Annotated in this window: 15 protein-coding genes and 1 tRNA gene; 11 read left to right on the forward strand and 5 right to left on the reverse strand. The window is 43.6% G+C overall.

All coding sequences use genetic code 11. The annotated features are described in order from the left end of the window. Window positions 1–2 precede the first annotated feature (2 nt). From sucD to HXW94_RS08065, 3 genes are all read right to left on the reverse strand, one after another. Entirely contained in the window at window positions 3–875 is an 873-nt protein-coding gene (gene sucD, locus HXW94_RS08055) for a succinate--CoA ligase subunit alpha (RefSeq protein WP_178366382.1), read from the reverse strand. A 2-nt stretch (window positions 876–877) separates the two neighbouring features. Beyond that, window positions 878–2,053: an ADP-forming succinate--CoA ligase subunit beta gene (gene sucC / locus HXW94_RS08060; protein WP_218576623.1), complete on the reverse strand. Its 1,176-nt coding sequence runs from the start codon at window positions 2,051–2,053 to the stop codon at window positions 878–880. Window positions 2,054–2,129: 76 nt separating this feature from the next. Continuing rightward, window positions 2,130–2,432, reverse strand: coding sequence for a hypothetical protein (locus HXW94_RS08065; protein WP_178366383.1), 303 nt, complete (start codon window positions 2,430–2,432; stop codon window positions 2,130–2,132). A 471-nt stretch (window positions 2,433–2,903) separates the two neighbouring features. Between HXW94_RS08065 and HXW94_RS08070 the strand changes: the two genes are divergently transcribed. Then, a tRNA-Arg gene (locus tag HXW94_RS08070) sits at window positions 2,904–2,980 on the forward strand. A 202-nt stretch (window positions 2,981–3,182) separates the two neighbouring features. On the opposite strand, the gene HXW94_RS08075 is transcribed toward HXW94_RS08070, so the two are convergent. Next, the gene (locus tag HXW94_RS08075) at window positions 3,183–4,112 is read right to left on the reverse strand and encodes a response regulator (RefSeq protein ID WP_178366384.1); all 930 of its coding nucleotides are present in this window, start codon (window positions 4,110–4,112) and stop codon (window positions 3,183–3,185) included. Beyond that, window positions 4,084–4,290: a hypothetical protein gene (locus tag HXW94_RS08080; RefSeq protein WP_178366385.1), complete on the reverse strand. Its 207-nt coding sequence runs from the start codon at window positions 4,288–4,290 to the stop codon at window positions 4,084–4,086. Before HXW94_RS08080 ends, HXW94_RS08075 begins: the two co-directional genes overlap by 29 nt. 268 nt (window positions 4,291–4,558) lie before the next feature. Between HXW94_RS08080 and HXW94_RS19840 the strand changes: the two genes are divergently transcribed. The 10 genes from HXW94_RS19840 to HXW94_RS08125 all read left to right on the forward strand — a co-directional run. Beyond that, window positions 4,559–4,690 carry a hypothetical protein gene (locus HXW94_RS19840; protein ID WP_281357823.1) on the forward strand — a complete coding sequence of 44 codons (132 nt, stop codon included), beginning with the start codon at window positions 4,559–4,561 and terminating at the stop codon, window positions 4,688–4,690. Window positions 4,691–4,693: 3 nt separating this feature from the next. Then, window positions 4,694–4,786: an NAD-dependent epimerase/dehydratase family protein gene (locus HXW94_RS08085; RefSeq protein WP_246293799.1), complete on the forward strand. Its 93-nt coding sequence runs from the start codon at window positions 4,694–4,696 to the stop codon at window positions 4,784–4,786. A 218-nt stretch (window positions 4,787–5,004) separates the two neighbouring features. Beyond that, complete coding sequence (locus HXW94_RS08090) at window positions 5,005–5,940, forward strand: Rpn family recombination-promoting nuclease/putative transposase (RefSeq protein ID WP_178366386.1); 936 nt, start codon at window positions 5,005–5,007, stop codon at window positions 5,938–5,940. Window positions 5,941–5,961: 21 nt separating this feature from the next. Next, on the forward strand, window positions 5,962–6,198 hold the full coding sequence (locus tag HXW94_RS08095; protein WP_178366387.1) for a DUF2442 domain-containing protein: 237 nt from the start codon (window positions 5,962–5,964) through the stop codon (window positions 6,196–6,198). A gap of 104 nt (window positions 6,199–6,302) precedes the next feature. Next, a complete protein-coding gene (locus HXW94_RS08100) occupies window positions 6,303–6,761 on the forward strand; it encodes a DegT/DnrJ/EryC1/StrS family aminotransferase (RefSeq protein WP_178366388.1) in 459 nt (152 codons plus the stop codon). 397 nt (window positions 6,762–7,158) lie between these two features. After that, window positions 7,159–7,296 carry a four helix bundle protein gene (locus HXW94_RS08105; RefSeq protein WP_178366389.1) on the forward strand — a complete coding sequence of 46 codons (138 nt, stop codon included), beginning with the start codon at window positions 7,159–7,161 and terminating at the stop codon, window positions 7,294–7,296. Between the two features lie 62 nt (window positions 7,297–7,358). After that, window positions 7,359–7,571 (forward strand): hypothetical protein, encoded by a 213-nt coding sequence (locus HXW94_RS08110; RefSeq protein ID WP_178366390.1) that lies wholly within the window; start codon window positions 7,359–7,361, stop codon window positions 7,569–7,571. Continuing rightward, a complete protein-coding gene (locus HXW94_RS08115) occupies window positions 7,558–7,989 on the forward strand; it encodes a PIN domain-containing protein (RefSeq protein ID WP_178366391.1) in 432 nt (143 codons plus the stop codon). The genes HXW94_RS08110 and HXW94_RS08115 overlap by 14 nt, the downstream gene beginning before the upstream one ends. An 84-nt stretch (window positions 7,990–8,073) precedes the next feature. Continuing rightward, on the forward strand, window positions 8,074–8,436 hold the full coding sequence (locus tag HXW94_RS08120; protein ID WP_246293800.1) for an HNH endonuclease: 363 nt from the start codon (window positions 8,074–8,076) through the stop codon (window positions 8,434–8,436). 290 nt (window positions 8,437–8,726) lie between these two features. Beyond that, a partial coding sequence (locus tag HXW94_RS08125; protein WP_178366392.1) for a four helix bundle protein occupies window positions 8,727–8,968 on the forward strand: 242 nt, incomplete at its 3' end.

Below are 8,968 nucleotides of genomic sequence, written 5' to 3' on the forward strand. Positions count from 1 at the left end.
ACTCAACCTTTCATACGGTCCCGCATCAGCTCACCAATGAGGGTCGCATTGGGAGCAATCGTTACCCCAGCTTCCGTGAGAACTTTAATCTTGGCCTCTGCACTGGTGCCTTTTCCTTCAATAATGGCACCGGCATGTCCCATCCTTTTACCAGGAGGCGCTGAAACCCCTGCGATAAACCCAACAACCGGAACCTTGATTTCATCAGCGATAAATTCAGCCGCCTCCACTTCATCAAGGCCACCGATCTCACCGATAAGTATTATCCCTTCAGTGTCGGGATCATCACGAAACAACTCTAACACATCTACAAAATTTATACCATGTATCGGGTCTCCCCCAATACCAATGGCTGTCGTTTGCCCTAACCCGTTCAAGGTGGTTTGATATACCGCTTCGTAGGTCAACGTTCCGCTACGGGATACCACCCCTATTTTACCCGGCTTGAAAATATTGTCCGGCGCAATGCCGATCTTGGCTTGATTCGGCGTTACAATACCCGGACAGTTGGGGCCGATTAAAACGCTGTCGCTCAAATCCAGATAACGCTTCACTTTGATCATATCGTGTACAGGGATTCCTTCGGTGATTGCCACAATCAAAGGCATATCGGCATCAATGGCTTCAATAATAGAGGCAGCGGCAAAAGGCGGCGGCACAAAAATCATGGTGGCATTCGCACCGGTCTCTTCCTTGCATGCCGCCACGGTGTCAAAAATCTTAAAACCTTCCACGACTTGACCGCCTCTGCCGGGGGTCACGCCTCCCACCAGTTGAGTGCCATAATCACGGCACTTGATGGAATGAAACAGACCTGCTTTTCCTGTAATGCCTTGGGTCATCAATACGGTATCTTTATTCACTAATATAGACATGATCACGCCTCCTTCACCGCTGCCGCTGCCAAGCGGGCACCTTCAGCTAAACTATCGGCACTGGTTATGGCCAACCCGGAATCCTTTATGATTTGCAATCCTTTTTCTTTGTGTGTACCCTCCAGGCGAACCACCAAAGGCAATTCAAGCCCTGTACGCTTTACTGCATTTACGATGCCTTGGGCAATGATATCGCATTTCATGATGCCGCCAAAAATATTGATGAAAATAGTTTTGACATTAGGATCTGAGGTAATGATTTTAAGCGCTTGTGTTACCGCTTCTTCAGAAGCACTTCCGCCCACATCCAAAAAATTAGCCGGCGCATGTCCAGTGGCCAAGATGGTATCCATTGTGGCCATAGCCAAGCCGGCGCCATTCACCATACAGCCCACGTTACCATCCAGTTTGATATATTTCAGCCCGTATTTTGCAGCGGTTTTTTCGTGTTCATTTAATTCATTATTGAAGTATGCCCACCATTTTTTTTGACGGAATCGAGCGTTGCTATCAATATTCATCTTGCAGTCCAAAGGCATTAACCGTCCGCCTTCTACACACACGGCCAGGGGGTTGATTTCCAAGAGCGTGCAATCGTTGTTAACAAAGATATGGTATAGTTTTTCAATCAGATCTACCAAGTTTTCAAAAGATGTTTTATCCAACTGGAAGATTCGATTGATCTGCCGCGCCAGGGCTTCAAAATCAGAATCATCACATAAAGCAAGTGTTAATATTTTGTCGGGGAATTTTTTGGCCACCTCTTCGAATTCCATACCCCCTTCTGAAGAGACAAATATGATCGGACACGAGTTGGCACGATCAATGAGAAAAGCCAAATAAAACTCCTGCGCAATCTCTACCGGTTGTTCAATCAAAACCTTGGAAATTAATTCACCACCAGGCCCTGTCTGTTTCGTCACCAAGGCGGTGTGCAGCATGTTATCGGTGATCTCACGCGCCTGGTCAACGCTTTCAAAAAACTTCACTCCTCCGGCTTTTCCACGACCGCCGGCGTATACTTGCGCCTTCACTAAACCGCGGCTGATATTCATTTCTTCCAGCAAGGTTTCCACTTCATCTGCTGTTTCAGCCACCATACCAAAAGGCGTCTCGATTCCCGAGTGCCGTAGTATTTCTTTTGCTTGATATTCATGCAGTTTCATAAAATGCGGCAAGGACCCCCCCGACTCTTTAGCTCAGGGGAGGAATTGCCGTCCTCCTTATAATAATTTAGTAGCCATGCACCGGACCTTAGCACGTCGTATTGTAGGAATAACCGTCAGATGCATGAAGCAGCCTGCAATATTTCCAGCTAATGCCCTGTACTGTTTTGTCCACTGTTTTAATGTTAAATGATCCGCTTTTTCTGACAGCGACGCGCCCGGTGTACGTTCCAACCTTTTTGCCGGAAGTGACAACCGCCTTGACAATGTCGCCCGTCTGAAAGCCTTTGACTTTTTTCTCAGTTGACTTTGCTGTTGTCCGGGGGAATCCGAACTTGTTTACCCTGCACATCTGCCTTGAAACATGACTGTCTGCCTTTACAATCAACACGGTTTTATCGATAGAACCTGGAGCTGGCGAGCACTCCAGGGTACCTGTTTCCGATCTAACGTAGTGCTCGAAGCACTTAGACTGGTCAACTTTGGGGCCTTTTCAAGCCCCTCGCTCTTCAGCCGAGGGGTAGTTGACTATACATATCAGCTAATTCAGTCTTTTTTGGGGGGCTTTGATTATTGCCTGGCATGAGCAGGACAATGAATGACCAACACACGCTCCTGCCGGATTATTTTTTTCAGCCTCTTCTTGAAAAATCTTAATACAGATAACTTACTTAAATTAGAGTAAAAATGGAAGCCATTTCTCGTTTTTTCTAAAATATAAATGATTGAATTGCACCTCTCGCCTTTTGTTTCTCTGCGATGACCAAGACAATGTTTCAATGGTTCCAGGAATTTAAAATGCATTCATAACCAATTTTTATCTTGCCAAAATCAACTGGATTTGTTAGAAGGTTCTCCTGTTGCGCCCGTAGCTCAGATGGATAGAGCAACGGACTTCTAATCCGTAGGCCGCGTGTTCGAATCGCGCCGGGCGCGCCACTTGAAACCTAAGCTCTCAGGGATTTTCCTTGAGGGCTTTTTTTGTGCCTCCGGTCCTCTTCCGGTCTTTTTGCGAGAGTGTCGGTGGTGGATGGGATTTTGTTTGAAAAATTTCTGTTCTTTTCTTACAAGAAGGAAGTGTATAATGTATATTCTTCCATTCTCTGAAAAGAAAGCATTTATAGACATAGCCCGTAGTCGGCTATTCTTCAGAAATAATCATTCTTTGGCTTCTTTTCAATACTTCCGGTATGGTTCTCGTAAGATCTTTTTTTGAAAAAGGCTTCATCATAAAGGCGTCTATCCCAACTTCTTTCGCTTTGTTTTCGTCCATACGGTTGCTATGACCTGTGCAGAGAATAACTGGGATGTCAGGGCATATCTGTTTTATTTCTTGTACAAATTGATCCCCTGCCATTTCAGGCATGGTCATATCACTGATCACAAGATCAAACTGTTCGGGGTTCTCTTTAAACGCTTTTAAAGCATTTGAGCTGCTTGTTTTTCCGATCACATCGTAGCCGGAACGGTTTAGCATTAGTGTGACCATTTTGATAATCGAGGACTCATCATCCACCAGTAATATCCGCTCTGCACCCATCTGCGGTGTTTCAAACGCTTCAGTTATGATTTCTGTCTGTTCTTCTATTACCGGGAGCAGAATTTCAACGGTTGTTCCTTTCCCAACTTCACTTTCGATCTTGATGTCACCGTCATGTTTTTTAACAATACTGTGAACAACGGCAAGTCCCATCCCAAGCCCTTGGTCGACATCTTTTGTTGTAAAGTATGGATCGAAAAGACGATCCATAAAAGCCGGTTCAATACCTTCCCCAGTATCCTTGACCGTAAGACTGACATAATCTCCAGGTTCCAAATTCGTATATCGAAGTGCTGACTCAGGATTTAGTTGTATTGTATTTAAGTTCACTTCCAAAGTACCGATGCCTTCAGCCATGGCATGAAACGAATTGTTACACAGATTTATCATGACTTGGTTGATCTCGGTAGTATCGCCAAGAATCATCTCGGTTGAACAGGCTATTCTCTTTCGGATGTCTAAAGTGGACCCCATGTCAAGACCGATTTTCTCTTTTTTTAAGCTACATTTTAATTGATCGTTTTTGATCATCACAATACTTAAAACCAGCGTTCTTCAAAATTTCTTCCAAAACAATTCCGACCTCTCCTTTTGTTTTTAATTGGTCAAGCATCCATTTTTGAATACGAACATTTACCCGGACACGTTTAAGATGCGGCGGTAATTTGGGTTTGGGCTTTCCTCTGTATCCTCCTCGTTTGCTCTGCATATCATCACCATATAATTTCCTTTAAAATTCCGAAAGGCCTGTTGGTAAAGCATCTTAGAAAGATGTGTCACGCTTTACAAAAAAAGCACCTCAATTTTCCATCTAAAATATCCAGTTCCTTCTTATTATAACCGTTTTCCCTTGCCTCCTTTTTCAATCAGAAAAGTTTGAATTTTTATTATCCCCTGGTATTATGCCTATGCCGGTTCGGAGGATAAGGCAATGGGACCTGGACCCCGAACAGATGGTGGCCTTAAGCGGAAAACCCATGGCCGTCATCGACTGCTTCGGCATCCTGAGCGATGCCAAAATCCAGCACTACATCGAACTGGGCTGCGAGGTCAAAGGCCTGGGCCGCGGCCACATCAAACGCATCAAAGACCGCGTGCAGAAGAAATAACCCATGAAATACCTTATCACCGGCGCAGCCGGCTTCATCGGCTCCAACCTCGTCGAAGCCCTGCTCGCTGCAAACCATTTGTACGAAACACCTTAAAGATGATGGGTTCGGGCCTAATTCTGAGTTTTTGTACTGAATTCCGTGTATTTCCGTGGTTCATCTAAAAAAACAGCCTCTCCGGTGTTTATTAACCACGGAAAACACGGAAGGCACTGAAAGTTACAGTACAAGGCGCTCAATCTCTTGTTTTTTGTGGCAGAAACTGAGAAGTAAGGCACCAATGGATAACCGGCGCACCCTGCAAACTTTCTGGTTTGATTACAACGCATCAAAAAAAACAAAATCAGGTTATGAATCCCCACGACCATAATTTTAAAAACTTGTTTTTAGATTTCCCGAAGGAAGCCTTGGCCTGGTTATTTCCAGAGGCCGAACAAAACTGGGGGCAGGTCATCAACGTTGAATTTGTACGCCAGGAGCCGAAAAAACATTCGCTTTCAGACAAGAGCCTTGAACTGGATATGCCGATTTTGTTTCACTTTGAACACCAACAACTTCTTCTGTGGTTGGTCGAGTTCCAGGAAGATAAAGGCAAATTTTCCATATATAAATTACTGAGATACACAACAGATCTGATGGAGGCTTACCCACAAGCTTTAGTTATTCCCACGGTCCTATTCACAGATGAAAAAAGGTGGCGCAAATCGGTGTTGCAACATCTGCACACCCAACTAAATGATCGTTTATTTCTTCATTTTGAATATGTTTTTCACAAGCTGTTTGACTTGAATGCCCGTGATTATTACAATATTAATAATCCGGTTGTAAAAATACTGCTGCCTAAAATGCGCTACAAAAAAGAAGAAAGAATTGATGTGATCCGGCAGGCTTACACAGGATTATACCAACTTGTTTCCAGTGGCCTCTTTGATAAATATGTCGATTTTATAGACACATATGCAGGAATAGGGGAATTGGAACAGCAAGAACTTTACAACGAAATAGTTCAACATAAGGATACAGCTATGTTGTCAGAATACATCAGAAATAAAGGCATTGAACAAGGGATCGAACAGGGCATCATCCAAAAGGCTAAAAAAGACATAATAGATATTCTTAGACTCCGTTTTGGAAAAGTTCCTCATAAAATAGTAGAAACCATTAACCGGACAGATGATTTAGAAATATTGGATAGCTATTTCAAACAGGTCGTTCAAATAAACGGGATCGATCAACTCCGGTTTTTCTAAAGAGGATCACACAAACAGTTTATGAAAAATGTACGATTTAAAAACAATCACCTGATTCTTGACATTGACGGCAAAGAACACGCATTTGAACTGAAAAAAATCTCTCAATCATTGCTTCACGCAGCTGAAATTGAAAGAACAACATTTGAAATTTCTCCCTCCGGATATGGCATACATTGGCCTTTGATTGATGAAGACATCAGTATTGATGGACTGCTTGGCATCGTACATTCACCAAATTTTGTTTGCTCTTCATAGACTACGAACTAAACCCAAAACCTACTACCCATGTTCAAACCCAAACACCCCATCCCCGTCACCCAGCCGTTCCTCCCCCCCCCCTGCCCGAAGTCACGACCTTCATGCAGGAGATATGGGACCGAAAATGGCTCACCAACTCCGGCGCCTTTCACAAAGAACTGGAAGCCCAACTGGCCCGATACTTAGATGTGCCCTACGTGGCCCTGTGCGCCAACGGCATCCTGGACCTGGTCATCGCCCTGCAGGTGCTGCGGGTCACAGGCGAGGTTATCACCACGCCTTTCAGTTTTGTGGCCACCTCCCACGCCCTGTGGTGGAACAACATCCGGCCCGTGTTCGTGGACATCGAGCCCGAGTCCTGCAACCTGGACCCGGAAAAGGTGGAATCCGCCATCACCCCGAAAACCACGGGCATTCTGTCGGTTCATGTATACGGCCATCCCTGCAAAGTAGACCGGATTCAGGAGATCACCGACATCTACGGCCTGCACTTGATCTATGAGGGCGCATTCCCATTTTCCCGGTTAAAAAAAGTCTATCTTTTGGTGGAAAAAGCATGATATGAGCTCTCGAAATGATACTATATGAGGAGCGAATATTATGGAAGGGTGCTTGGGGTCGGGTCAAGTTAACGCTTTGAAACAAAAATAAATAAGTGTGAAATCGGGCTCGTTTGGGGTGCAATATTGTATTTTTTGAGGTCAAAAAAAGCATTATACTCGATGATCAAGTTTTTGTGACTGGATAAATTTCAACGTTGATAATATAACTCGACTATCAAGTTTTTTTCTAATAGATTGATATTAATGGATATTTCCGTTTTTTCGATAAGACCCGAGTTGTCTTGGTATGGTTTTTAAAATACAGTAATATCAGTCCATTATGCTTTTTCAAATATTGTTGACCTCCGAGAAAGCCCCTTTCTCAGTCCAGTGCTTACAGGGCTGAGGAAAAAACTTGAACATCGAGTATATAGCAAAAGGTTCAAATGCAGAAGTATTGATCCAGGCCATCATTGCTTCTGAAATAGGCTATCTCACAAAAGAACAATTTTCAGCCATTGAAATCGAATGCAATATGATCGGAATGGGATGAAGAGGCAGCAAAAAAATTATGACCCCGATAGTCACCCAAGGAGGTAAATGAGGAGGCGTGCCATGGAAGCCATAGAGTTTAAAGCTAAAATTAGAAACGGGCTTATTCGTATTCCTGACAAATTCAGACAAAGAACCGGGGAGACTGTTAAGGTTATTATTTTAAGTGAGCAAAAAGCCAGGCAAACGGATATTATTGATAAGTTGTTGTTAAATCCTATTAAATCAAAACAGTTTTCGCCCCTGTTGAGAGAAGAAATTTATGAGCGCTTTTAAAATAGACCCGGAAGCGACATATTTTATCGATACAAACATTTGGCTTTATGCATTTATACAAGGTCAAGATGCAGAAAAAAATAAAATGGCAAGGACTATTATCAAAAAGTGTGAAATTGTTATCAGCACCCAGATAATCAATGAGATGTGCGTTAATTTGATAAAAAAGATGGCTTTCTCAGAAATTGAAATCCAGAATTTGATCGGATCTCTCCATCGGAAATATAGCGTATTTGAGTTGTCACAAGATGTACTTTTAAAGGCCTCCCAGATACGTGATGCTCACAGTTTTTCTTTCTGGGACAGCATCGTGGCAGCCAGCGCTCTGGATTGCGATGCAAATTGGTTAATATCTGAGGATATGCAGAGTGGCTTCCTTCTTGAAGACCGCCTGAAGATAGTAAACCCATTTGCATGAAAGGTGGAGATATTGCCATGACAACAGCAGAAAAAATCAGACAGGAAAGGCTTCAGAAAGGCAGTCAACAAACGATGCAGTTTCATGGCATTTATTCAGTTGTATAAACAGTATCAGCATGGAGATCTGCTTTATCACAAGAATTTCAAACAGGCGTGTCTGGTACGTGACAAGTTCAGATGCCGTGTTTGCGGTGCGGAAACAAAACTGCAATGCCATCATATCCGTCCAAGGGCAAAGGGCGGGACAGACAAACTCTCAAGTCTGATGACGCTTTGTGATGTCTGCCATGATCGACATCATAAAGAAGGGCTGGAACTTCCGAAACAAAAGAGTTCGTTCTACATGTCGGCAGCACATGTCGAGCAGGGGAAGCACTATCTGCAAAAAGGGTTATCCAAGGCAGCGCAGCTCTATACGACATTCGGCTATATCACCGGTCATTAACCGGACACAAAAGCGAAACAACAAGAATGTCTTTACGCTCAAAGGGTTCACCCGCTGGGATACGGTACAGTACAAGGGACGTGAATGAGTTATCTCGGTCCGACCCCGGCCCGTAACCCGTCAGCGGTTCTCGGTGAAAAAATTTTGAAAGCCCCGTCAATAAAGGATTTACTATAAAAAACTTTACGGATAAGTGAAATAGTTATCATAAACAATAATAAAGACTTAGGGTTTCACTGAGAATTGCTGGTAACCCGTGGGTGCTGGGTGCTGGGTGCTGGGTTATAGATATGGGTCATTTTGAGAAATTGAATGTCTGGCAGAGGTCAAAAGATCTTGCTGTCATCATTTATAAAATAACCGCATGTGGTGGATTCTCTTCTGACGTTGGACTACGGGATCAGGTCAGGCGGGCGGCTGTATCTATTTCCAGTAATATTGCCGAAGGAGATGAAAATGGAAGCAATAAGCAGGCCGTTCGTTTCTTATATATAGCAAAAGGTTCAAATGCAGAAGTATTGACCCAGGCCAT

This window comes from Desulfobacter latus, assembly GCF_013389365.1.
In the GTDB taxonomy this organism is placed as follows: Bacteria; Desulfobacterota; Desulfobacteria; order Desulfobacterales; family Desulfobacteraceae; genus Desulfobacter; species Desulfobacter latus.

Excerpts from the sequence above, each read along its gene's own strand:
- HXW94_RS08075 (WP_178366384.1), bottom strand. The coding sequence starts at position 4,112 with ATGATCAAAAACGATCAATTAAAATGTAGCTTAAAAAAAGAGAAAATC.
- HXW94_RS08080 (WP_178366385.1), bottom strand. The coding sequence starts at position 4,290 with ATGCAGAGCAAACGAGGAGGATACAGAGGAAAGCCCAAACCCAAATTA.
- HXW94_RS08095 (WP_178366387.1), top strand. The coding sequence starts at position 5,962 with ATGAAAAATGTACGATTTAAAAACAATCACCTGATTCTTGACATTGAC.
- HXW94_RS08115 (WP_178366391.1), top strand. The coding sequence starts at position 7,558 with ATGAGCGCTTTTAAAATAGACCCGGAAGCGACATATTTTATCGATACA.
- HXW94_RS08085 (WP_246293799.1), top strand. The coding sequence starts at position 4,694 with ATGAAATACCTTATCACCGGCGCAGCCGGCTTCATCGGCTCCAACCTC.
- sucD (WP_178366382.1), bottom strand. The coding sequence starts at position 875 with ATGTCTATATTAGTGAATAAAGATACCGTATTGATGACCCAAGGCATT.
- HXW94_RS08100 (WP_178366388.1), top strand. The coding sequence starts at position 6,303 with ATGCAGGAGATATGGGACCGAAAATGGCTCACCAACTCCGGCGCCTTT.
- HXW94_RS08110 (WP_178366390.1), top strand. The coding sequence starts at position 7,359 with ATGGAAGCCATAGAGTTTAAAGCTAAAATTAGAAACGGGCTTATTCGT.
- HXW94_RS19840 (WP_281357823.1), top strand. The coding sequence starts at position 4,559 with ATGGCCGTCATCGACTGCTTCGGCATCCTGAGCGATGCCAAAATCCAG.
- HXW94_RS08120 (WP_246293800.1), top strand. The coding sequence starts at position 8,074 with ATGGCATTTATTCAGTTGTATAAACAGTATCAGCATGGAGATCTGCTT.